This window comes from Bradyrhizobium sp. AT1 (assembly GCF_001590795.1).
Classification (GTDB): Bacteria; Pseudomonadota; Alphaproteobacteria; order Rhizobiales; family Xanthobacteraceae; genus Bradyrhizobium.
The window spans coordinates 793,390-814,773 of sequence record NZ_JXDL01000001.1; the positions used below are offsets into that span (position 1 = coordinate 793,390).

Annotated in this window: 21 protein-coding genes; 8 read left to right on the forward strand and 13 right to left on the reverse strand. The window is 65.0% G+C overall.

The features are described 5' to 3' along the window. Window positions 1–81: 81 nt before the first annotated feature. The 11 genes from SE92_RS03730 to pncA all read right to left on the reverse strand — a co-directional run bounded on the left by SE92_RS03730 (window position 82) and on the right by pncA (window position 12,384). The gene (locus SE92_RS03730) at window positions 82–939 is read right to left on the reverse strand and encodes an ABC transporter permease (RefSeq protein WP_063194521.1); all 858 of its coding nucleotides are present in this window, start codon (window positions 937–939) and stop codon (window positions 82–84) included. Further along, window positions 936–1,865 carry an ABC transporter permease gene (locus SE92_RS03735; RefSeq protein ID WP_063194522.1) on the reverse strand — a complete coding sequence of 310 codons (930 nt, stop codon included), beginning with the start codon at window positions 1,863–1,865 and terminating at the stop codon, window positions 936–938. The genes SE92_RS03730 and SE92_RS03735 overlap by 4 nt, the downstream gene beginning before the upstream one ends. Then, window positions 1,865–2,851, reverse strand: coding sequence for an ABC transporter ATP-binding protein (locus SE92_RS03740; protein WP_063194523.1), 987 nt, complete (start codon window positions 2,849–2,851; stop codon window positions 1,865–1,867). Before SE92_RS03740 ends, SE92_RS03735 begins: the two co-directional genes overlap by 1 nt. Next, entirely contained in the window at window positions 2,848–3,831 is a 984-nt protein-coding gene (locus tag SE92_RS03745) for an ABC transporter ATP-binding protein (RefSeq protein WP_063194524.1), read from the reverse strand. The genes SE92_RS03740 and SE92_RS03745 overlap by 4 nt, the downstream gene beginning before the upstream one ends. A 2-nt stretch (window positions 3,832–3,833) precedes the next feature. Next, complete coding sequence (locus tag SE92_RS03750) at window positions 3,834–5,471, reverse strand: ABC transporter substrate-binding protein (RefSeq protein ID WP_063194525.1); 1,638 nt, start codon at window positions 5,469–5,471, stop codon at window positions 3,834–3,836. Between the two features lie 23 nt (window positions 5,472–5,494). Next, complete coding sequence (locus SE92_RS03755) at window positions 5,495–6,310, reverse strand: sugar phosphate isomerase/epimerase family protein (protein WP_063194526.1); 816 nt, start codon at window positions 6,308–6,310, stop codon at window positions 5,495–5,497. A gap of 447 nt (window positions 6,311–6,757) precedes the next feature. Then, window positions 6,758–7,945, reverse strand: coding sequence for a DUF1236 domain-containing protein (locus SE92_RS03760; RefSeq protein WP_063194527.1), 1,188 nt, complete (start codon window positions 7,943–7,945; stop codon window positions 6,758–6,760). A gap of 91 nt (window positions 7,946–8,036) precedes the next feature. Beyond that, the gene (locus SE92_RS03765) at window positions 8,037–8,420 is read right to left on the reverse strand and encodes a GrlR family regulatory protein (RefSeq protein WP_063194528.1); all 384 of its coding nucleotides are present in this window, start codon (window positions 8,418–8,420) and stop codon (window positions 8,037–8,039) included. Window positions 8,421–8,451: 31 nt separating this feature from the next. Further along, window positions 8,452–10,485 (reverse strand): NAD(+) synthase, encoded by a 2,034-nt coding sequence (locus SE92_RS03770; RefSeq protein WP_063194529.1) that lies wholly within the window; start codon window positions 10,483–10,485, stop codon window positions 8,452–8,454. A 140-nt stretch (window positions 10,486–10,625) separates the two neighbouring features. Further along, window positions 10,626–11,741: an alpha/beta fold hydrolase gene (locus SE92_RS03775; RefSeq protein ID WP_063194530.1), complete on the reverse strand. Its 1,116-nt coding sequence runs from the start codon at window positions 11,739–11,741 to the stop codon at window positions 10,626–10,628. Window positions 11,742–11,757: 16 nt separating this feature from the next. After that, a complete protein-coding gene (gene pncA / locus SE92_RS03780) occupies window positions 11,758–12,384 on the reverse strand; it encodes a bifunctional nicotinamidase/pyrazinamidase (RefSeq protein WP_063203330.1) in 627 nt (208 codons plus the stop codon). Window positions 12,385–12,655: 271 nt separating this feature from the next. Between pncA and glk the strand changes: the two genes are divergently transcribed. The 3 genes from glk to SE92_RS36465 all read left to right on the forward strand — a co-directional run bounded on the left by glk (window position 12,656) and on the right by SE92_RS36465 (window position 14,295). After that, the gene (gene glk, locus SE92_RS03785; RefSeq protein ID WP_063194531.1) at window positions 12,656–13,648 is read left to right on the forward strand and encodes a glucokinase; all 993 of its coding nucleotides are present in this window, start codon (window positions 12,656–12,658) and stop codon (window positions 13,646–13,648) included. Between the two features lie 143 nt (window positions 13,649–13,791). Next, window positions 13,792–13,995, forward strand: coding sequence for a hypothetical protein (locus SE92_RS03790; RefSeq protein WP_063194532.1), 204 nt, complete (start codon window positions 13,792–13,794; stop codon window positions 13,993–13,995). A gap of 144 nt (window positions 13,996–14,139) precedes the next feature. Further along, entirely contained in the window at window positions 14,140–14,295 is a 156-nt protein-coding gene (locus SE92_RS36465; protein ID WP_198172549.1) for a hypothetical protein, read from the forward strand. 74 nt (window positions 14,296–14,369) lie between these two features. On the opposite strand, the gene SE92_RS03795 is transcribed toward SE92_RS36465, so the two are convergent. Both SE92_RS03795 and SE92_RS03800 read right to left on the reverse strand, forming a co-directional pair. After that, window positions 14,370–14,747: a response regulator gene (locus SE92_RS03795; RefSeq protein WP_063194533.1), complete on the reverse strand. Its 378-nt coding sequence runs from the start codon at window positions 14,745–14,747 to the stop codon at window positions 14,370–14,372. A 111-nt stretch (window positions 14,748–14,858) separates the two neighbouring features. Then, the gene (locus SE92_RS03800; RefSeq protein ID WP_063194534.1) at window positions 14,859–15,653 is read right to left on the reverse strand and encodes a Spy/CpxP family protein refolding chaperone; all 795 of its coding nucleotides are present in this window, start codon (window positions 15,651–15,653) and stop codon (window positions 14,859–14,861) included. 497 nt (window positions 15,654–16,150) lie between these two features. Between SE92_RS03800 and SE92_RS03805 the strand changes: the two genes are divergently transcribed. The 5 genes from SE92_RS03805 to SE92_RS03825 form a co-directional block, all read left to right on the forward strand. Further along, window positions 16,151–17,491: an ABC transporter substrate-binding protein gene (locus SE92_RS03805; RefSeq protein ID WP_063194535.1), complete on the forward strand. Its 1,341-nt coding sequence runs from the start codon at window positions 16,151–16,153 to the stop codon at window positions 17,489–17,491. A gap of 139 nt (window positions 17,492–17,630) precedes the next feature. After that, a complete protein-coding gene (locus tag SE92_RS03810; protein ID WP_063194536.1) occupies window positions 17,631–18,569 on the forward strand; it encodes a carbohydrate ABC transporter permease in 939 nt (312 codons plus the stop codon). After that, the gene (locus SE92_RS03815) at window positions 18,569–19,480 is read left to right on the forward strand and encodes a carbohydrate ABC transporter permease (RefSeq protein ID WP_063194537.1); all 912 of its coding nucleotides are present in this window, start codon (window positions 18,569–18,571) and stop codon (window positions 19,478–19,480) included. Before SE92_RS03810 ends, SE92_RS03815 begins: the two co-directional genes overlap by 1 nt. Before the next feature lie 20 nt (window positions 19,481–19,500). Next, window positions 19,501–20,601 (forward strand): ABC transporter ATP-binding protein, encoded by a 1,101-nt coding sequence (locus tag SE92_RS03820; protein ID WP_063194538.1) that lies wholly within the window; start codon window positions 19,501–19,503, stop codon window positions 20,599–20,601. A gap of 34 nt (window positions 20,602–20,635) precedes the next feature. Then, a partial coding sequence (locus SE92_RS03825; RefSeq protein ID WP_063203331.1) for an NAD(P)-dependent oxidoreductase occupies window positions 20,636–21,384 on the forward strand: 749 nt, incomplete at its 3' end.

A 21,384-nucleotide genomic window follows, 5' to 3' on the forward strand; every position in this document is an offset into this window, starting at 1 on the left:
GCAGAGCCGGGGCCCATGCGGCAGCGGGTGCGGGGGCGTCCTGGGTCCCGGCTCGCGCTTCGCGCGTCCGGGACACGAGACCTACTGCAAGGTCGGATCCAGCCGGTCGCGCAGCCAGTCGCCGATCACGGAAACCGCGAGCGTTGTGACCACGATCGTGGCCGCCGGCGCCAGCATGATCCAGGGCGCCCGGGTCAGGTATTCGCGGCCGTAGCCGACCATGTTGCCGAGGCTGGTCATCGGCGGCTGCACGCCGAGGCCGAGGAAGGACAGGCCCGATTCCATCAGGATCACCTCGGGAAAGACCAGTGTGGTCGAGACGATCAGGGTCGAGGCGATGTTGGGCAGGATGTGCCGGAGGTAAATCCGCGGCGGCGTCGCCCCTAACTGGCGGACAGCTGCGGCATAGCCTTGCGCATTGGCGGAGATGGCGAGGCCGCGCGCGATGCGGGCATAGCGCTCCCAGCCGAACAGGCCCATCAACCCGATCAGGAGCGGCAGCGAATTGCCGAAGAAGGCGAGCACGGCCAGCGCCATGATCAGGAACGGCATGCTGGCCTGGAAATCGGTCAGCATCAGCACGAACTGCTCGACGACGCCGCGGAAATGCGCGGCGAGGAAGCCGAGCGTGGTGCCGACGACGGCCGAGATCGCGGTCGCGCCGAAGGCGATCAGCAGCGAGATGCGGATCGAGACCAGCAGCCGCGACAGCACGTCGCGGCCGAGTTCGTCGGTACCGAGCCAGTGCGCGACATTGCCGGGTGCGGCCAGCCGGTTGCGCAGATCGAGCTGGGTATAGCCGTAGGGCGCGATCTTCTCGGCAAAGGCCGCGATCACCAGCATGGCGACGATCCAGCCGATCGCCAGCGCGACCGAGAGCGGGATCGCCGGCAGGCTGATGCGGCGACCAGCCGTGTCCTTCAGCGTCGCGTCGGTCATGCGTGCGCTCCTTTGGCGCGCAGCCTGGGATCAAGGAAGCCGTAGAGGAAATCGACGACCAGGTTCGACGTGACCATGGTCATGGCGACCAGCAGGAGGATGCACTGCACGACGGCGAGGTCGCGGTTGGCGACGGCGACGACGAGCAGGCGCCCTACTCCCGGCCAGGAAAACACGCTCTCGACCACGACCGCGCCGGCGATCAGCGTGCCCACCATGAAGCCGAGGATGGTGACGGTCGGGATCGCCGCGTTCGGCAGCGCGTGCGACGTCACCACCTTGCGCCACGGCACGCCCTTGGCGGAGGCGGTGCGGATATAGGGCTGGCCCAGCACCTCCAGCATCGCGCTGCGGGTGAAGCGCGCCAGCACGGCGGCCCCGCCGAGGCTCAGCGTGGCAATGGGAAGGATCGCATGGCGCCAGCTGTCCTGTCCGCCCGAGGGCAGCCAGCCGAGCTGCACGGCGAAGACGAGGACCAGGATCAGCGCCAGCACGAAGCTCGGCACGGTGAAGCCGGCGACTGCCGTCATCATCACGGCGCGGTCGATGGCGGAGCCACGATGCAGCGCGGCATAGATGCCGGCGGGAACGCCGAGCGCGACCTTGAAGAAGAACGCCGGCAAGGTCAGCGCCAGCGTCGCCGGAATGCGCTCCAGCACCAGCTCGATCGCGGGCCGCCCGTCGCGCATGGAGCGGCCGAGCTCGCCTTTGGCGATGGCGCCGAAATAATCGAGATACTGAAACCAGATGGGATCATCGAGGCCCCAGGCCTTGCGGAACGCCGCGAGCACCTCGGGCGGCGCCTCGGGTCCCAAAATCATCAGCGCGGGATCGCCGGAGAGGCGAAGCACGACGAAGGCGAAGGTGACGACCAGCACGATCGTGAGCGCGGCGCGACCGAAGCGAATGGCGAGATAGCGTCCCATCACGCCGCGTCCCGCGCTTGGGCGCCGGTGACGAGATGGCAGGCGACCTGCCTGTCGCCACTGAGGGTCGACAGCGCCGGCACCTCGCTCGCACAGCGCGCGATGGCGCGCGGGCAGCGCGGATGGAAAGCACAGCCTTGTGGGCGCGCGGCCGGATTTGGCGGATCGCCCGCCAGCACGATGCGGCCTGCGCTGCGGCGGCCCGGCGCGGGCGACGCCGAGACCAGCGCCTGCGTGTAGGGATGCTCGGGCCGCGCAAACAGATCGTCGGCGCTGCCGATCTCGACGATGCGGCCGAGATACATCACGGCGACGATATTGCTGATCTGCCTGACGACGCGCAGATCGTGGCTGATGAAGAGCAGCGTCAGCGACAGCTGGGCCTGGAGATCGCAAAGCAGGTTCACCACCTGCGCCTGGATCGAGACGTCGAGCGCGCTGACCGGCTCGTCGCAGACGAGGAAATCCGGGTTTGTCGCCAGCGCCCGCGCCAGCACGATGCGCTGGCGCTGGCCGCCGGAGAGCGCTCCGGGATAGCGCGCGCCATGCGCGGGCGTCAGCTCGACCGCGCGCAGCAATTCGCGGACGCGCTCGTCGCGCATCGCGGGCGTGCCGATGCCGTGAATGTCGAGGGGCTCGCGGATCTGCGTTGCGACCGGCAAACGCCGGTCCAGCGCGCCGAGCGGGTCCTGAAAGATCATTTGCATGCGCGCGCGCTGCGCCCGCCATGCCGGCGTGCCCGGCGCAGCCATCGGCTTGCCGTCGAACCTCACCTCGCCGCGATCGGGCGGCTCGAGGCCGAGCACGATGCGACCGGTGGTGGATTTGCCCGAGCCGGACTCGCCGACGAGGCCCAGCGTTTCGCCCTTTGGAATGGTCAGTGAGACCCCATCGACGGCATGCACGGCCGTGGCTCGGCCGAACATGCCGGAACGCATCGAATAGCTGCGCGAGATCGCGGACACCTCGACGAGCGGCGGGCTCATTCGGCGGCGATCCCGAGCAGCGCGCGGCGGGAGGCCTCGGCGCGGATGCAAGCGACCACGCGGTCATTCGCGATGGGCGCCAGCGGCGGGGCTGCCAGATTGCACGCCTCGGCCGCCATCGCGCAACGGGGCGCGAAGGCGCAGCCGTCAGGCATCTTCGCGGGATCGGGCACGGTGCCGGGAATGGCCGTCAGGCGGCGCCGCGGCCCATCGAGCGGCGGCAGCGCGCCGATCAACCCTTGCGCATAGGGATGCACGGGATCGGCGAACAGCTGGTTGGCGGGTGCCTGCTCGACGATGCGGCCGGCATACATCACGGCGACGCGGTCGCAGTTTTCCGCGACGACGCCGAGATCGTGGCTGATCAGCACCATCGCCATGGCGAACTCGCGTCGGATCGACGACAGCAGCTCCAAAATCTGGGCCTGGATGGTGGCGTCGAGCGCGGTGGTGGGTTCGTCCGCGATCAGAACGTCAGGATTTCCGGCCAGCGCCATCGCAATCATGATGCGCTGGACCTGGCCGCCGGAGAATTCGTGCGGATAGGCCTCCAGCCGCCGGCCGGCGTCGGGGATGCCGACGAGATCGAGCAGTCGTCGTGCTTCCGCCTTCACGGCGTTGCCCTGGAGATCCCGATGCAGCGCCAGCGCTTCGCAGAGCTGCTTGCGGATGGTCAGCACCGGGTTGAGCGCGCTCGCCGGATCCTGGAAGATCATGGCGATGCGCCCGCCCCTGACCTGGTCGAGCTCGGACGCGGGCGCGCCGAGCAGCTCGCGCCCGTCGAGCCGCACCGAACCGGTGACCGTCGCTTGCCGCGGCAACAGCCCGAGCGCGGAAAGCCACGTCACCGACTTGCCGGAGCCGGACTCGCCGACGAGACCGACGGCCTCGCCCTTCTGCAGCGCGAGATCGACGCCGCGCAGGACCGGCACGCCGCTGAAGGCGACGCGCAAATCCTGGATGTTGACCAGTGCAGCCACGCTCACGCCTCGAAATTGCCGGCGCGGAAATCCATCGCGAAGGCGGGCGAGGCCTTCCACTTGATCGATTTCGGCTTGGCGGTGAAGGTCGCGTTCTGGTGCAGCACCGTGTAGGCGGGGTCCTCGCGCTCGGCGATCTCCAGCATGCGGCGGAACGCCTTCTTGCGCGCAGGCCGGTCGGTCGATGTCTCCAGGAACTCCGAGAGCTTGTTCAGCTCGGCGTTGGTCCACTCGCCGATCTGCTGCTGCTGGCCGTTCGGCCCGTGCTGGGCGACCAGCGAGGAGACCGGATCGTTGAAGGCCGCCGAGTTCGACCAGTCGCGCACGGCGCGGGTCGGCGCACGCTCCATGATCTGCGACCAGTTCTCCTTGGTCTCGATCTGCACGTTGAGGCCGACCGACTTCCACATCTCGACCAGCACCTGCGCGGTCGCGACCTGGTTGGTGTAGTAGTTGTTGAGCAGACGGTACGGGATCGGATCGCCCTTGTAATTGGCCTGCTTGAGCAGTTCCTGCGCCAGCTTGGGATCGTAGGCCGGCACGCTCCAGTCGGCGTTGAACATGTCGCCGTAGAACTCCCACTGCAGACCCTTCGGCACGCGGGTGCGGCCGGCCCACAGGCTGTCCACGATCGCCTGGCGGTCGATCGCGTGGGTGAAGGCGCGGCGCACCAGCGGGTTGGCGAGTACGGCGTGGTTCTTGTCGAACACGGTCAGGCGGTGATTGAGGATGGTGCCGCCCTGCACTTCGAACGCGGCATTCTTCTCGATGCCGGCGATCTGGTCCGGCGGGATGTCGCAGGCGAACTGGTATTCGCCTGACAACAGGCCGTTAATGCGGCTCGCGACTTCAGGCACTTCGAGAAAGCGGATGCGCTTGAGCGGCGGACGGCCGCCCCAATATTCGTCGTGGGCCTCTAGGGTCAGCGACACGTCGGGCTTGAGCTCGACGACCTTGTAGGGGCCGGTCGTGACCGGCTTGCGCGCCCAGTCGAGATAGCTCGCGGACTCGTCCCAGGCGCGGCGGTTCATGATGTCGGAGCCGTAGCGCGACAGCCGGCCTTCGATCGTGACGTCGGGCGTCGCGTTGTAGAAGCGCACGGTGTACTTGTCGACGGCATCGACGCGCACGAGATCCGGCCAGATGCGGCGCGCGACGGCGGGCACGTCAGGCGGCAGCTCCTTGCCGGGCCGCGGCGTCGGGATCTTCTCGAAGGCCTGGATGGTGGAGCGGCTCTTGGCCTCGGTCTCGCCGAACATGCGCTCGCGGCTGAAGGTGAAGACGACGTCTTCCGCAGTAAGCTCATCACCGTTGTGGAATTTGACGCCCTGGCGCAGCTTCACCTCGACGGTTTGGTCGTCGATGCGGCGCCATTCGGTGGCAAGGCCGGGCACGGCTTCCAGATTGCCGCGCCAGTTCTTGGAGATCAGGCCTTCCCAGATCGAGGAGAAGAACACGCGCTCGCCGACATTGGACTGCTCGCGCAGCACGTCGAGCACGTTCGCGTTGGTGACCTTCTGCACGGCGATCGTCACCGACGGACGATTGTCGCCTTGCGCGATGGCAAAGCGCGGCAGCAGCAGCGTGCTCGCGGCGGCCCCGCCGGATTTCAGGATGGTGCGACGGGTGAATTTGCTCATAACGATAGCCCCAGATGATGCGGTTATTCGGCGAGACCGAGCGCGGCGAGATGGGCTGCGCCCTTGCGGACGTCGTCGTGATTGCGGAGCTCGAGGATCAGCCGCGGATTGGAATTCAGCCGTCCCAGCGCGCGGAACAATGCGACCCAGGGAATGTTGCCCTCGCCCGGCGCCCAGTGCCGGTCGGCAAAGCCGTCGGTGTCCTGCAGGTGCACATGCGTGAGCATGTCGCCGGCGGCTTCGACGCAATAATCGACCGGCGGCGCGCCGGTGGAGATGTGGGCGTAGTTGGCATGGCCCGTGTCGAGCGAGACGCGGACCTTGCCGCTTTCCAGCGCCTTGGCGAGACGAACGCGATCGCGCGGGTCCTTGTCCTCGATGTTCTCGATGACGATTTCGCAGCCGATGTTTTCGGCACGCGCGATCACCTCGGCCAGTGTCGCCTTGACGCGTTCGACGATGTTGGCGCGGTTGTCAGGGTAGAGATCGAGATTGTTGTGGTCCCAGGTCGTGAACGGCGAATGGATCACCATCTGCGTCGCGCCAAGGAACTCGGCGGCCTCCAGGCCCTGCAGCAGGCGCTTGGTCACGGCCTGGCGGATCATGGGATCGTGGCTGTCGATCTTGAAACCCCAGAACGGGCCGTGGATGCCGAGCCGGCCGGTATGGCCTGACAGCATCTGCTTGATCTCGCCGGCCGTGCTGCGCCAATCGCTATCGAGCAGGTCCGCGCGGAAGAAATCCTGGATCTCGAGATCGCGCTGCCTGTCGAGAAGCCAGTCGCGATGCGCGGGGATCGATTTGATGGACAATGCGGCGCCCAGCACCGGCTTCGACATGGCTTGCTCCTTGGCTGTCAGCGATGACGGGAGCAGCGCTAGACCAGTTCAATGACAGGCCGGTGAAATCGAGGTTCCGGGGCGCGAGCAGATGTGGACATCCTCCCGGCCCGCTCCCGATTCAGGCATCAGCGACCGCTGTGCCGATGCCGAACGAACACATGGCAAGCGGTATCGTTGTCCGTAGTGATCCGGAATGGAATCCTAACCATAGTTCGCGTACATCGCGGGACATCGATCGGCGGCCACTTCCACGGGCATCACCCTCTGATCGCGCTACATGGGGTTGGGGGACCACATGGGGCGGGGGATTGAAGGCTGGGGCAAGGTGACGAGGTCCGGACTCCTAGGCACTCCGGACCTCGAAACTTTCTAATCGAACGCAGCAACGCGCCGTCCGGATGGGGCATCCGGGCGGCGCGTTGTCGTTTCTGCGGGGTTTTTCGGTTAGCGTGTCTGCGGCTCGAGCGTCACCGTGCAGTCGCCCTGCCCTTGCGTGGCGACCACGATGTTGCCCGCGGGAGCGCCGAGCGCGATCGGCGCGGACGAGCCGCCGCCGGGCATCTGGACGATCACGCTCATTGTGTCGCCGCGCGCGGTCGAGCCGACCGTGGTGGGCTCGGCCTGAGCGACGTTGCCCGACGCGTCACGCCGCATGATCTGGCAGTTCACTGGGCTCGCCCCGGCCGCCGCCATGCTCGGTGAAGCGCTGCCACCCATCTGGGCGCGGGCTCGCGCCGGATCGCGCGGCACCTGGCTGACGATGCGATGCGTGCGCGGCTCCACGATGACGACCTCGTCATCCGTGGCGAAATACTCGTAGTCCCGGTATTCCGGCTCGATCGAAACGATCTCCGGCGGAACCCGGTAGAGACGAACGCGTGGCGGAATCGTCTCGCCGATCCGGATCGAGATGTTGAGGTTGCGCTCCGGCTGCGCCAGGCGGGCGCGGCTCACCGTTTCGGAGATCCGCACCTGCTTCTCGGACGTCACCTGGGCCTGCTGATTGACCTGCGTATTGGTCTGGGTACCGGACGGCGCGGTCTGCGCATTGTTGGTCGGGGCCGTACGGTTCGTGTCCGTCGCCGTTGCTGGCCGGTTGTTCTGCTGCGCCGGCTGTTGCTCGGCGGCATTGCGCGGCGGCTGGTTCTGCTGGGCAGCGGGCCCGGTCTTGGATTTCTCGGACTCGGCCGTTGATTTCTGCGGCGCTGACTTGTCCTGCTTCGTCTCGGCGCTGCTCTTGCCGTCGCGTCCCGGTTTCGCGCTCTCGGCTTCACGGTTGCGATCGCGCGAAGGCTCGCGGGATTCTTGTGCCTGATCTTTCTGCTTCGGTTGACTGCGCTCGGCGGAATTGGCGGGCTGACGCTTGTCGTCATTCGCATCCTGCCTGGCAGGGCCGCCGCCCTTCTCTTCGCGGCCCGCGCCCTGCACTCGCTCCTGGGCGCCCTGTACGCGATCCTGCACGCGTTCTTGAACGCGCTCTTGGGCGCCGCCACGTTGCGGCCCAGCGCCCTTGGCGGGTTCCTCGGTCCGTCTGGGCTCGTCTCTGCGCTCACCGGGCGCCTGGGCATAGGCAATGCCGGACGCGAGCATAAGCCCGACGGCCGCAGTCGATAACATCAAGTGTTGACGCATGATCCCTCTCCTCGACAATTCGCAACAACGGACGCGAACGTTCTGTCGGTGGGAATGTTCCAGACGGGAACGAGGGTCGGTCACGCGCGGCTCACGTCGCGTCCTTGAGTGTGAGGCGGGCCGTGAATGTCACGCTGGTCTTGCCGACCAGCGCCATGCCTTCGACCTCGGCGCCACCGGCGGAGTAGTCGCCCGAGAAACCGCAAGTGACCTCCCGGCCGCCGAATGCGAGGGTTCTGCCGACGGCTTCGGTATGCTGATTGACGATCATGTCGCCGCGCCACTTGCCGTTCCGGAAGGTGTAGCTGCCGGTGTAGTAAAAGAAGCTGTCGCCGCCCATGATGCGGCCATCGCTGAGCACGACCACGCCTCTCGCCTGTCCGCGCTTGCCGTCGCGCATTTCGATGTCGAAAATGTAGAGGCCGTTGATGACCCTGGCCTCCTCACCCGTCTCTGCCCCATCCCCCGCCGACATCCGATCACCTTCCCATGTCGGTCCGCCCCGATCAGTTCGGCACGTTGCGTTCGAGATCCTCGAGCCACGCCGCCGCGCTCGAATCCGACGGTGCGCGCCAGTCGCCGCGCGGCGACAGCGAGCCACCCGCCGAGACCTTCGGGCCGTTCGGCATGGCCGAACGCTTGAACTGGCTGAAGGCGAAGAAGCGGCGCAGGAACACTTCGAGCCAGCGTCGGATCTCGGGAAGATCATAGGCCCTGCGCCGGTCGCCCGGAAAGGCCGGCGGCCATTCGCCCTTGGCCACGTCCTTCCAGGCGTGTTGCGCCATGAAGGCGATCTTGGACGGGCGCATGCCGAAGCGCAACGTGTAGAACAGGTTGAAATCCTGCAGCTCGTACGGCCCGACCGACGCTTCCGTGCTCTGCGGCTTCTGGCCGGGCTCCACCGGCACCAGCTCGGGCGAGATCTCGGCAACCAGGATCGATCCGAGCGTGCGGTTGACGTCGTCGCTGAACTGCTTCGACGAGATCACCCAGCGGATCAGATGCTGGATCAGCGTCTTCGGCACGCCGGCATTGACGTTGTAATGCGCCATCTGGTCGCCGACGCCATAGGTGCACCAGCCGAGCGCAAGCTCGGAGAGATCGCCGGTTCCGATCACGATGCCGCCGTGATGGTTGGCGAGCCGGAACAGATAATCCGTGCGCAGGCCGGCCTGCACGTTCTCGAAGGTGACGTCGTAGACCTTCTCGCCCTGGCCGAAGGGGTGGCCGATGTCCTTCAGCATCTGCGTCGCGGTGGTGCGGATGTCGAGCTCCTGCCAGCTCGTGTGCAAGGACTTCATCAGCGCAAGCGCGTGGGTCTTGCTCTCGCTTCCGGTGGCAAAGCCCGGCATGGTGTAGGCCAGGATGTTCTCCCGCGGCAGGCCGAGCAGATCGACAGCCTTGGCGGCGACGATCAAGGCGTGGGTGGAATCGAGCCCGCCCGAGACGCCGATCACCACGCGCTTGGTGCCCGTGGCGCGCATGCGCTGGACGAGGCCGGCGACCTGGATGTTGTAGGCCTCGTAGCAATCCTGCTCCAGCAGGCTTTCGTCGCTCGGCACGAACGGAAAGCGTTCGATCTTGCGCAGGAAGCCGATATCGGCGGATGGCGGCTTCAGGGCGAATGTCACCTTGCGGTAGAACGCCTCGCGCTGGCGGCGATTGTCGTCGAACGTGCCCATCAGCGCACGCTCCTGCCTGAGCAGGTCGAGATCGATGTCGGCAGTTGTGATCTGGCCGCCCTGCCGGAACCGCTCGCCCTCCGCGAGCAGCACGCCGTTCTCGTAGATCGAGGTCTGGCCGTCCCAGGCAAGATCGGTGGTCGATTCCCCTGCCCCAGCAGCCGAGTAGACGTAAGCCGCGAGGCAACGCGCCGATGTCGACTGGCACAGCAGCGCGCGCGAGCGAGCCCGGCCGATCGTGATCGGGCTGCCCGAGAGATTGATCAGCACGCTCGCACCGGCGAGCGCCAATTCCGCTGATGGCGTCACCGGAATCCACATGTCCTCGCAGATTTCGACGCCAATGGTGAGGCCTGGGACATCCTCCGCCGAAAATAGAAGGTCAATGCCGAACGGAGCATGCAGTCCTCCGAACGCGATCGTCTCCCCGGCGATGCCGGCGCCGGAGGCGAAATGCCGCCCCTCGTAGAACTCGCGGTAGGTCGGCAGATAGCTCTTCGGCACCACGCCGAGAACGTTGCCGCAATGAATGACAACGGCGCAATTGTAGATGCGATGGCCAAAGCGCAGCGGCGCGCCGACGATCAGGACCGGCATCAGTCCTGCGGAGCCCTCGACGATGCCCACGAGGCCGCGCTCGACCGCATCGAGCAGCGGATCCTGCTTGACCAGGTCCTCGATCGCATAGCCGGACAGGCACAGCTCGGGAAACACCGCGACCGCCACCGATTGCTCGTGGCAGGCATTGGCCGCCGCCAGCACGGCCTTGGCGTTGGCCGTGGGATCGGCGACATGGGAGGTGGTGACACAGGCCGCCACCCGCGCAAATCCGTGGGCGTAGATCGAGTGGAAAGTCATCGAGCGCAGTACCCCAAAATCTCTTCGCTGCCGAAGCCGTCAGCCTCAGACCCTATGTAGCCCATCGACCAGGTCCCGTGCAGGCCATCCGACGTCATGCATAACGGATTTGCAGGGCTGCCAGCCAGCGCCCGACGGGCTCAGGCGCTGCGGGCCAGCACGCCGGAGAGATCGCCGCGCAGCCATTCGGCGATCCGCGGCCAGGCATGCGCGTGGGTGCGCGCGCCCATGAACAGGCCGAGGTGATTGCTCGGCTCGGAAGCCGCCGCAATGAAGGCCAGCGGTGTGCCGAGGAGACCTGCGGTAGCGAGCGCCTGCGCGGCCGGCACAACGTCGTCATCGAGCCCGGCGAGCAGGAAGACCGGCGCCTTGACGTCCTTCAGGTCGACCGTGCGGCCGAGAGCTGTGAAACCGCCGCCGGCGATCTGGTTCTTCCGGAAGATTCGATTGACGATCTCGAGATAATATTTACCCGGCAGATCGAGCGTCTCGGCATTCCAGCGGTCGAAGCGCGTGAGCAGCGCAGTGCCTTCTTCGTCCGACAGGTCTTTCTGCAGAGCCTGGACGATATCGTCGCGGCTCGGCGCCTTGGACCACAGGCGGAGCATTTCCTCGCCGCGGACATTGCCGCCGCCGCGCGCGACGAGTTGGTCGTAGACCATCTCGGGCGCGTTGTGGGTGAGACGGGACAATGAAGAATCGATCGACAGGTCCACAGGCGCGCCGACCAGCACCAGCCGCCGGACCTTGGCGGGAAAGCGCGCGGCATAGAGCAGCGACAGCCAGCCGCCCTGGCACAGCCCCACGAGATCGACAGGCGCGCCGATCTCGTCGACGGCGACGTTGAGATCGCCGAGATAGCTGTCGATCGAGAGGTAGCGCATGTCGGATGTGGCTGACCGCCAATCGGTGAGATAGACCCGGTCAACGCCGCCGTCTTGCAGCGACCCCACCACGCTGTGGCCGGGCGCGAAATCGGCGATCAGGGCTCGATGCAGCGCATAGGGCGCGCAGACCAGCGCAGCCTGGCCGGACCGCCCCCGTGAGCAATCGCGCAGCCGCATGGTCACAAGCTCGAGCGCGACGTTGTTCGGCGTCGTCCAGGGCAGACTGCTTTCTTCCTGCTCCGCCGGGCCGCGCTCCAGCCACCACAAGCAGGAATCCATGGCGAGACGGGCCGCCGCAAATGGCCACAGCAGCGGATCGTCGGGGATGGCGTCCTGTGTGCCTCTGTCTTTGCCGGCCTTCTCTGCCATGACTATCTCGCGCCCCCTAGAGGAACGCCTCCAGGCCGACCACCGAAATACCGCGCTGTCGAAAGCTCTGATGCGTCGACGCCACCGAACCGTCGAGATCGATGCCGCGGCAGGCGTCCTCGATGACGACGACATCGAATCCCGCCGCGCGGGCATCCTCTGCCGAGAAGCGGACGCAGAAATCGAGTGCAAGCCCGGCGACGAAGACGGTCTTCAGCTCGCGTTCGCGCAAATAGCCGAGCAGGCCTGTCGGCGTCTTCTTGTCGTTCTCGAATAACGCCGAATAGGAATCAATGCCGCGGCGAAAACCCTTGCGCACCACGAGGCTCGCCCTGACGATGTCGAGATCGCGATGGAATTCGGCGCCCGAGGTGCCCTGCACGCAATGCATCGGCCACAGCACCTGGGTGCCGTAATCGAGCTCAATGGTCTGGAACGGCTGCTTGCCCGCATGGTTCGGCGCGAACGAGACGTGGTCGCGCGGATGCCAATCCTGGGTCAGCACGATATTGCCGAATCTTTGGGCGATGCGGTTGATCGCCGGGACGACCTTCTCGCCGCTGGGAACGGCGAGCGCTCCGCCGGAGCAGAAGTCGTTCTGCACGTCGATCGCCAGCAGCACGTCGCGGTCGGAAATCTTCATCGCCCATCTCGTTCGATATGTCTTGCCCGCCGGAGCCAGGCCCGTCCGCTTAGTGTCGGCCTTCCCGCGCTGCTTCGCAACCGGCAGCACCTTGCGAGGCCCGCGCGAATTGGTCACCTGACCATTGCCGGGATGCAACGGATCGGCCTCGTCCGTGTTGACTAGGCGCACCCGAGGGCGGATTCTCGCAACCGTCCGCGACAGGCGGGTCGGGTCAAAGGCGTGGAGGACAGGGTTGGCGCGGCCGAATGGCGGTGGCAGCCACGAAGTCATGAATATCGGCAAGACAGGACAGATTCTTCTCGCCGATATCGGCGGTACCAATGCGCGCTTCGCGCTGAGCCGGAGCGAATCGGGCCGGGGCGGTTTCGATCAGATCGGACCGATCGATTATGTGAAGGTCGCCGACTTCCCCACCGTCCGGGAAGCCATCGCGGACGTCCTGGCGCGCCGGTCCGGCGGCGAACAGCCTTACAGAGCCGTGTTGGCCGTCGCGGGTCCCGTCACCAACAACCGCTGCGTCATGACCAACAGTCCCTGGGTCATCGACGGTAACGAGCTGCAACCGGCTCTCGGCTTCGACAGCGTCCATGTGCTCAACGATTTCGAAGTGGTCGCCTGGTCCCTGCCCGCCTTGCAGCCTGCCGATCTGACCCCGCTTGGCGGAGGAGACGGCCTGCCCGGAGAGCCGCTGCTGGTGGTTGGACCCGGAACAGGCTTTGGCGTCTCCTGCCTGGTCGAGCGCCATGGTGCGCGCCTCGCCGTCGTCACCGAAGCCGGACACGCGACGCTGCCGGCGGAGAACGAGCGGGAGGAACGTGTGATCGCGTGCTTGCGCCGGCGCCTCGGCCACGTCTCCATCGAGCGCGGCGCGCTTTCGGGTTCCGGGCTGCAGAATCTCTACGAAGCCCTGGCGGAGGTTGACGGCGCCCAGGTGCCGCAACGCGATGCCGCCGGCATCACCAAGGCCGCCCTGGAGAACAGTTGTCCCGTCAGCCGCGCGACGCTGGAGATGTTTTGCGCCATCCTTGGTTCCGTCGCCGGCAATCTCGCGGTGACGTTCGGCGCCCGCGGCGGTGTGTATATCGCCGGCGGAATCGTGCCGCGCTTTCCCGAGTACCTGATGGCCTCTGCGTTTCGGTCGCGCTTCGAAGCCAAAGGCCGGTTCCAGGACTATTTGCGTAACATTCCAACCCGGCTCGTGACCAAGCCCGATGCGAGCTTCGTCGGTCTGAAGATGTTTGCCGATCACAATCTGGATTGAGGCACGAAAGGCCCTCGGCGCGCGGGTTCCAATATTCACAGATGATTCAGCGCATGTGCGGTTCCACGCACGAACATGCTTGCCTGCCTGTTCCCGATCAGAAACAATCAAGTGTGTATGTGGCGTAGTTGCGGGGGCGTAACATGCGTAAGCAGGATCTGGGTTTCGACTATCACCGCTATCACCGCCTGCTGAGCGAGGCGGACAATGAAGACAAGCGGCTGGCCCTGATCGACCTCTTGATCGAGGAAAAGGCGCGGGACCGGCTGGCCGCCCAGCGCGCGTCGGACCGTGCGGCCATGACGGCCCACACCATCGCCACGGTGCTGAAGAACGGCCGCAACTGAGGCTTGCAATCCGGCGAACATCGCGCGACTGCGGGACGTGATTGCGACTTCATTAACGATTTTCCGCAATCTGACGTCAAACTTTTTGCTCTAAGAGTTCCCCCGCCTGATGCAATTCAGGGTCAAACAACGGGGGCAATGAACATGAGCATGATTTCGATCGCCGCGATGCCGGCCGTCGTCGAAACGCGTTTCGCCGATTCGTCCTTCAAGACCATTTTGCTGTTCTGCTGCACGGGCCTGGTGGCCTCGTTCGGCCTGATGGCGCTTGGCGTCGACCTCAGCGCCGGCCTGATCTGAGACCGCAACAAATTCCGTAGCCAAATGGCCGCCCCAACGGGCGGCCATTTCGTTTGCGGCATCGTCACCGTCACTCAGTGCGGGGCTTTGACGGGAGCTCCCGGAAACATCGAATCGATCATCGCCTTGAGCTGATCCATTGCGATCGGCTTGCGCAAGATCGGCCTGCGCCGGAGCAAGGACGGCAGCAATTCCGGACCGTAGCCCGTAGCGAACAGAAACGGCTTTCCGCGACGTTCGATCAGATCCGCGACGGGATCGACGTAAACGCCCATGAGATTGATGTCGAGGATCGCCAGATCGTATTGCGCGGTCATGGCGAAGGCGCTGGCGTCCCGGACATTGTCCGCTTCCGCGACGACGTGGTGGCCGAGCTCCACCACCATGTCGGCGATCATCATCCGGATCAACGCCTCGTCTTCGACCAGGAAAACGGAGAGTCCGTCCGCCATATCAACCCCGCAGTCAGCTTGCAAAGCTAACCATACATCAATTGTGGAGAGGATTCACGAATTCGTGGCGGGCGGCGTTAATTCACACGCGCCCGATCCAATTCAACTTGATCAATCCAATCCGCGCTCGTGGCTGAGGCGCACCATCTCCTGAATGAAGACCTGCTTCTGCTTGTCGTCGAGGCTCGAAAAGAGCGGCTCGGCGGCGTCCGCGACATTGCGCTGGTCGGCGGCCCGGTCGATCAGGAACTGCGACTCGTTACGCATCTGCTCGATGATGTCGTCGGGGGGATCCCGCTTGGCGCGCGCAACCCGCAAGTTGAGCCGCTCCGCGCCATTATGCCCGAGGTAGTGCATTGCGCTCGAAAAGCCGTACCAATGCTTCTCCTGGTCGGGCGTGAGGTTCAGCTGGGTCTTGATCCGCTCGATATAGGCATCGCTGTTGGCGACGATCTGTTCGGCGGTCTGCTGCGGCGCGCCGGGCTGGGTGAGGACCGTGACATCCTTGTTGTCCTTGCCCTGCGGGGTGTTCTTTGCCTCCTTGCTCGCCTTGGCGCCCTTGCCCGCTTTGCCGCTCTTGGCTTCCTTGTCCTTGCCCGCGCCCTGCTGCTTGGCGTCCTTGCCGGTGTCCTTCGCAGTATCCTTGGCAGCTGGCGCCTGATTGCCGTTATTGTTGCCGACGCCGAGCACCCCGGTGAAGACGCCGACCACACCGCCGATTGCGCCGCCGAGCACGCCCCCGACCGGACCGGCCGCCTTGTTCCCGGCCGCCGCACCGTCCTGCACGCCTTTGACCAAACCTTGAGCATTCGCCGCCGCGGCGTTGCCGAGCAGCAGCGCGAGCACGGACCCCAGCGCAAACCATTGTCGCAAGTGAAGCCGCGCTGGCGGCGCCGGGTTGATCATTCTCGTCTCCATCGTCGATCTGACTGGCCTGCCGGCGAGAACGCCCGCCAATTGCAACTCTATCGTCTCCGCCGCTTCGCGGTCCAGACGCAGCCGATTGCTGTCCACGCCCGAAAAGTCTTTCGTGCGAAGCGGTTATGCAGGCTTATTCGAAACTGCGGCGTAATTGCGCACGGATCGCTCGAGGGCTCGCTTGCACGAAGTGTGCGTCGCAAAATGAACGGCTGCGTTGACGCGCGACGCATGATCCCGACGTGCAATCAAGACGGCGCCGGACACACCCTTAGTTCTAGACGAGGAGCCCTTAGGCTTTCTCGACAGACGCGATCAATCATGATCTGATCGCGCTACCAATTTGCTGCGGCCAGCGTGGATTGTTCACGTCAGCCGACGGCACCAATAAGAAAATCCAACAACAAGAACTCAACAAGCAAGAACTCAAAAAGAAAAGTCTCTCAGAGGAAACTCCAACAACAACACCCAGGCGAGGAAACGAGATGTCACGCAAGAAACTGACGCGACGTCAATTTGTGGCTGCCACTGCAATGTCCTCCGCGGCGCTGATCACGGCGCCCTACGTCCGGGGCGCTTACGCCGCCGGCAAGCTCTCGATCGGCTTCTGGGACCATTGGGTCCCCGGCGCCAACAAGGCCTCGACCGATCTCGTCAACGAATGGGCCGCCAAGGAGAAGGTCGAAGTCTCCATCGACTACATCACCAGCAACAACAAGAAGATCGAGCTGACCGCAGCGGCCGAGGCCCAGGCCAAGTCCGGTCACGACATCCTTCAGATGCCGAGCTGGTGGCCGCAGGCCTATTCCGAGAATCTCGAGCCGCTCAACGACGTCATGGAGCCGCTGCTCAAACAGAATGGCGAGGTCAACGGCACCGTCAAATACCTCGGACAGTCGGGCGGAAAATGGCTCGCAGTGCCCGCGACACCCGGCAGCCAGATCAAGGGGCCCTGCTCCCGCATCGATCTGATGAAGAAGCATGCCGGCATCGACGTGCAGGAGATGTACCCGGCCGGCGGTCCGCCCAAGGCGGACAACTGGACCATGGAGACCTTCCTGAAGGCAGCCGAGGCCTGCCACAAGGCCGGCGTTCCCTTCGGCATCGGGCTCGGCGAGACCACCGACAGCGTGGACACCGCCGGCGCGATCTTCCAGTCGTTCGGCGCCGAGCTCGTCAATGCCAAGGGCGATATCACGGTGAAGACCGACCAGGTTCGCCAGGCCATGGAGTTCTACAAGAAGCTGATCGCGTTCCTGCCAACCGATGCGCCGTCCTGGGACGACGCCTCCAACAACAAATGGCTGATCTCCGGCCGCGGCGCGATGATCCTCAATCCGCCGAGCGCCTGGGCCGTCGCCAAGCGCGACGCGCCGCAGGTCGCCGAGCAGTGCTGGACGCATGGATTCCCGTCCGGCCCGAAGGGACGGTTCGCGCCGTACCTGCCCTACTTCTGGGGCGTATGGAGCTTCGGCAAGAACAAGGAGGCGGCCAAGAGCCTGCTGGTTCACATGTCCTCGCCCTCGTCGATCGAGAAGTTCGTCGCGGTGAGCGGCGGCTATGACCTGCCGGCCTATGCGAACATGACCAAGTTCAAGACCTGGCAGGAGGAAGGGCCGCCGAAGGGAACGCTGTTCCACTATCCGGACCCCTACAAGCACCAGACGCTGTCGATCGCGGCGTCACCCGCGCCGCCCAAGATCGCGCAGCAGATCTACTTCCAGGCGACGCTGACCAAGATGGCGCTGCGCTTTGCGCGCGGCGAGACCATGGATCAGGCCCTCGCCTGGGCCGAAGGCGAGTGCGAAGGCTTCATGCGGAGTTAGGCCGGGAATGACGGGGCGGTCCACGCCATGTGCGTGGGCCGCCCGCATTTCCTGCACCAATCCGCATGACCGCGAAGCAGCCTCTTCTGGCGGCTTGGCGGTTGGACAGTTTGCAAGAAAGCTGACCCAAGGAACCGATATGGCCGATGTCGTCGTCGAACAAGGTCGCGTCGCCCGGGCAACGGGCGCGCGAAAGGGATCGAGCCTGCGCAACACGCTCGGGCGGAAGTCGACGGTCGCGTTCTTCCTGACGCTGCCGCTGATCCTCCTGATCCTGCTGCTCGTGCTCTACCCCGCGCTCTACTCGATTCACCTCGCCACGCTGAACAAGGCGATGACGAAGTTCGTCGGCCTCAGCAACTTCACCTTCCTGTTCAAGCGCGAAACGTTCTGGATGGTAGTGCGACAGTCCTGCATCTTCGCCATCACCGCCGTGGTCTTCAAGGCCTTGATCGGCTTCATCGTCGCGCACTTCGTCCACAACATCCCGGCCAAGGGCCAGCGCAAATGGCGCGGCATGTTGCTGGTGCCCTGGGTGATTCCGCCGGCGATGAGCACACTCGCCTGGCTGTGGCTGTTCGACCCCTCCTACAGCGCCTTCAACTACACCCTGTCCTTCTTCGGCGTCGGGCCGATCCCCTGGCTCGGCGACACCTTCTGGGCGCGTTTCTCCGTCATCCTCGTCAACGTCTGGTACGGCGCGCCGTTCTTCATGATCATGTATCTGGCCGCGCTGAAATCCGTGCCTGATCAGCTCTATGAGGCCGCGGAGATCGACGGCGCCAATTGGTGGCAGAAGATCTGGCACATCACCCTGCCCATGATGCGCAACATCATCGCGATCACCACGCTGTTCTCGCTGATCGTCACCTTCGCCAATTTCGATATCGTGCGCATCCTGACGTCGGGCGGCCCGCTGGATACGACGCATCTGTTCGCCACCTGGGCGTTCCAGGTCGGCATCCAGAGCAGCGACATTCCGCTCGGCGCCTGCGTCTCGCTGTTCATGGTGCCGATCCTGGCGGTCGCAGCGATCTTCATCCTGCGCGATGTCAACAAACGCGGAAACGAAGCCTGATGAGCACGCTCGCAATCGACAAGGCCGGCCCGTCCCGCAAGGTCAAATACGGCAGCATGAGCCGCGACCGCGCCTGGGCGCTGCGCTGGTCCTACTTCTTCCTGGTGCTGTTCGCCATCTTCTTCCTGACGCCGCCGATCTACATGCTGATCACCTCGCTGAAGAGCAGCGCGGAAATATCGGCCGCGACCAACCCGTGGTGGGTGTTCCATCCGACGCTGTCGAACTATGTCGAGCTTTTGAGCTCGAACCAGTTCCTGCGCTTCTTCTGGAATTCATCGGTGATCTCGATCATCGTGGTGATCGTGACCATGATGATCAGCATCCCCGCGGCCTTCGCGCTGGCCCGGATGAAGTTCTGGGGCTCGGCGACGCTGGCCACCGGCGTCTTCCTCACCTACCTGATCCCGGACAGCCTTCTGTTCATCCCCTTGTTCAAGGTGCTCGGGGTCGTCCAGGACCTGACCGGCATCACGCTCCTCAACAGATGGTACGTGCTGGTGTTCATCTATCCGACGCTGACCGTGCCGTTCTGCACCTGGATCATGATCGGCTATTTCGCTTCGATCCCGAAGGAGTTGGATGAAGCCGCCCTCATCGACGGCGCCTCCTGGCTGCAGACGCTGACGCGGATCTTCATCCCCGTGGCACTGCCCGGCCTGATCGCGGCGACAATCTTCGCCTTCACGGTGTCCTGGGCCCAGTTCCTCTATCCCCTGGTGTTCACGACATCGGTGGATCAGCTCGTGCTGCCGGTCGGTATCACCACCACGCTGATCAAGGGCGACGTCTTCAACTGGGGACAGATCATGACCGGCGCGCTGCTCGGCGCCGCGCCGCCGCTCGTTATCTACGCCTTCCTGATGGACTATTACATTGCCGGCCTGACCGCCGGTGCGACAAAGGGTTGATGTCGAGGAGCTGAAGTTCGATGGCTGACGTTGCTTTGCGGAAAGTAGTCAAGCGTTACGACGATGTCGAAGCGGTGCGCGGCATCGACCTCGACATTGCGGATCATGAGTTCATCGTGCTGGTCGGCCCCTCCGGCTGCGGCAAGTCGACGACGCTGCGCATGATCGCGGGCCTCGAGGACATCAGCGACGGCGACATCATGATCGGCGGCGACGTCGTCAACGACGTGCCGCCGAAGGATCGCGACATCGCGATGGTGTTTCAGAACTACGCGCTGTACCCGCACATGACGGTCGCGGAGAACATGTCTTTCGGGCTGCGCCTGAAGCACTATCCCAAGGCCGAGATCAAGGCGCGGGTGACGGAGGCCGCCCGCCTCCTCGACATCACCGACCTGATCGACCGCAAGCCGAAGCAGCTTTCCGGCGGGCAGCGCCAGCGCGTCGCGATGGGCCGCGCCATCGTGCGCAATCCGAAGGTGTTCCTGTTCGACGAGCCGCTGTCCAATCTCGACGCGAAACTGCGCGTGCAGATGCGGATCGAGATCAAGAAGGTTCACCAGAAGGTGCGCACCACCACCGTCTACGTCACGCACGACCAGGTCGAGGCGATGACGCTGGCCGACCGAGTCGTGGTGATGAACAAGGGACGGATCGAGCAGATCGGCACGCCGAACGAACTCTACCACAAGCCGGCCACGCGCTTCGTCGCCGGCTTCATCGGCTCGCCCGCGATGAACTTCATCCCGTGCCGGCTCGAGGATGCAGGCGGCACGCTGCAGATCCGCCTCACCGACCGCATCGCCTTCGCGCTGCCGCCGGCCCGCGCTGCGCGCTACAACGCGCTGCCGCGCACCGAGAAGCTGCTGCTCGGCCTCCGGCCCGAGCATCTCACCGAGTCGCATGCGCATCTGGAGCCCGGCGTCGAGAGCTTCGACACCGTGCTCGACGTCACCGAGCCGATGGGCATGGAGACGCTGGTCTATTTCGGGCTCGAGGGCACGCCGATCTGCGGCCGCGTCAATCCCAATGCCGGCGCCAAGGACGGGGCACCCATGCGTTTGGCGATGGACCTCAACAATATGCACCTGCTAAACGAGGCGACCGGCGTCGTGTTGTGACGCCGGTCCAAGAAACTCGCGCAGGCAGGGGACGATGGCGACCAACAAGAAGAAGATTTTCGTTACACAAACTTTGTCGCCAGGGGCACGCGCCCTCCTCACCCAGCGCGACGATATCGAGCTCGTCGAGTTTTCGAACCTGATCTCGGCCAAGGACTTTGAATCCCTGCTGAAGAGCCATGCGCCGGTCCATGGCGTGGCGCTCGGCGCCACCGCCTTTGGCGAGACCGAGCTCGAAGCCGCCAAGGACATGAAGGTCGTGACCCGCATCGGCGTCGGCTACGACGCCGTCGACGTGCCCGCCCTCTCCCGTCGCAAGGTGCCGCTGATGGTTGCCGGCAGCGCCAACTCACCTTCGGTCGCGGAAGCGGCGCTGTTCATGATGCTGACGCTCGCCAAGCGCGCCCAGGAGCTGCACGCCTGCGTCAAGGACGGCAAATGGGCCGACCGGCTCGGTATGCTGCCGTTCGACCTCTACGGCAAGACCGTGCTGGTCATCGGCTTCGGCCGCATCGGCAGCCGCATCGCCAAGCGGTGCCTGGCGATGGAAATGAACGTGCAGGTCTACGATCCCTACAAGGGAGCTGCTGACATCAAGGCTGCCGGCTGCGAGCCCGTGACCGACCTCGACGCTGCGCTGCCTCACGCCGATTTCGTCACCATCCACTGCCCGAAGACGCCGGAGACGATCGGCCTGTTCGACGCAGCGCGGATCGGCCGGATGAAACCGAAAGCATATCTCATCAACACCGCCCGCGGTGGCATCGTGAAGGAAGCCGCGCT

Coding starts and splice junctions, on each gene's coding strand:
- SE92_RS03730 (WP_063194521.1), bottom strand. CDS start 939: ATGACCGACGCGACGCTGAAGGACACGGCTGGTCGCCGCATCAGCCTG.
- SE92_RS03735 (WP_063194522.1), bottom strand. CDS start 1,865: ATGGGACGCTATCTCGCCATTCGCTTCGGTCGCGCCGCGCTCACGATC.
- SE92_RS03740 (WP_063194523.1), bottom strand. CDS start 2,851: ATGAGCCCGCCGCTCGTCGAGGTGTCCGCGATCTCGCGCAGCTATTCG.
- SE92_RS03750 (WP_063194525.1), bottom strand. CDS start 5,471: ATGAGCAAATTCACCCGTCGCACCATCCTGAAATCCGGCGGGGCCGCC.
- SE92_RS03755 (WP_063194526.1), bottom strand. CDS start 6,310: ATGTCGAAGCCGGTGCTGGGCGCCGCATTGTCCATCAAATCGATCCCC.
- SE92_RS03760 (WP_063194527.1), bottom strand. CDS start 7,945: ATGCGTCAACACTTGATGTTATCGACTGCGGCCGTCGGGCTTATGCTC.
- SE92_RS03765 (WP_063194528.1), bottom strand. CDS start 8,420: ATGTCGGCGGGGGATGGGGCAGAGACGGGTGAGGAGGCCAGGGTCATC.
- SE92_RS03770 (WP_063194529.1), bottom strand. CDS start 10,485: ATGACTTTCCACTCGATCTACGCCCACGGATTTGCGCGGGTGGCGGCC.
- SE92_RS03775 (WP_063194530.1), bottom strand. CDS start 11,741: ATGGCAGAGAAGGCCGGCAAAGACAGAGGCACACAGGACGCCATCCCC.
- pncA (WP_063203330.1), bottom strand. CDS start 12,384: ATGAAGATTTCCGACCGCGACGTGCTGCTGGCGATCGACGTGCAGAAC.
- glk (WP_063194531.1), top strand. CDS start 12,656: ATGAATATCGGCAAGACAGGACAGATTCTTCTCGCCGATATCGGCGGT.
- SE92_RS03790 (WP_063194532.1), top strand. CDS start 13,792: ATGCGTAAGCAGGATCTGGGTTTCGACTATCACCGCTATCACCGCCTG.
- SE92_RS36465 (WP_198172549.1), top strand. CDS start 14,140: ATGAGCATGATTTCGATCGCCGCGATGCCGGCCGTCGTCGAAACGCGT.
- SE92_RS03795 (WP_063194533.1), bottom strand. CDS start 14,747: ATGGCGGACGGACTCTCCGTTTTCCTGGTCGAAGACGAGGCGTTGATC.
- SE92_RS03800 (WP_063194534.1), bottom strand. CDS start 15,653: ATGATCAACCCGGCGCCGCCAGCGCGGCTTCACTTGCGACAATGGTTT.
- SE92_RS03805 (WP_063194535.1), top strand. CDS start 16,151: ATGTCACGCAAGAAACTGACGCGACGTCAATTTGTGGCTGCCACTGCA.
- SE92_RS03810 (WP_063194536.1), top strand. CDS start 17,631: ATGGCCGATGTCGTCGTCGAACAAGGTCGCGTCGCCCGGGCAACGGGC.
- SE92_RS03815 (WP_063194537.1), top strand. CDS start 18,569: ATGAGCACGCTCGCAATCGACAAGGCCGGCCCGTCCCGCAAGGTCAAA.
- SE92_RS03820 (WP_063194538.1), top strand. CDS start 19,501: ATGGCTGACGTTGCTTTGCGGAAAGTAGTCAAGCGTTACGACGATGTC.